The sequence below is a fragment of the Mesorhizobium sp. M7A.F.Ca.MR.148.00.0.0 genome (assembly GCF_003997735.1).
Taxonomy (GTDB): domain Bacteria; phylum Pseudomonadota; class Alphaproteobacteria; order Rhizobiales; family Rhizobiaceae; genus Mesorhizobium.
In genome coordinates this window covers 228-587 of record NZ_RZTB01000367.1, presented here as the reverse complement: position 1 = coordinate 587, position 360 = coordinate 228, and the positions used below count along the sequence as shown (strand labels likewise).

Genomic DNA, 360 nt, shown 5'->3' with positions numbered 1-360 from the left:
CATCCGCAAGGCCCAGCAGGCCGACAGCAGCAAGCAGAAGCCTGCGACCGCGAGGAAGAAGCTGCGCCCGCCGCGGCCGGATCCTGTCGCCGGCCTGATGGAGAAGGGCCAGAGATTGCGAGCGGCGGGACAATTGCCCGAGGCGGAGAACGCCTATCGCCGCGCGCTCGGCCTGGCGCCTAAAAACACCGACATCCTGGTCGCCATGGGTCTCGTGGCGGGCTCCCAACAGAAATTCGACGAGGCCGGGCATTTCTTCGACCAGGCGCTGGCCATCAAGCCCGGCCTTCTCGACGCCCGCCTCGGCAAGGTCCGCCTGGCGATATGGCAGGGCAACGTTCCGCGCGCCCGCGCAACGAT

At 68.1% G+C, this 360-nt stretch carries 1 protein-coding gene; it reads left to right on the top strand.

Annotated elements, in window-relative coordinates:
• A partial coding sequence (locus EOB49_RS38360) for a tetratricopeptide repeat protein (RefSeq protein ID WP_348630293.1) occupies positions 1-360 on the top strand: 360 nt, incomplete at both ends.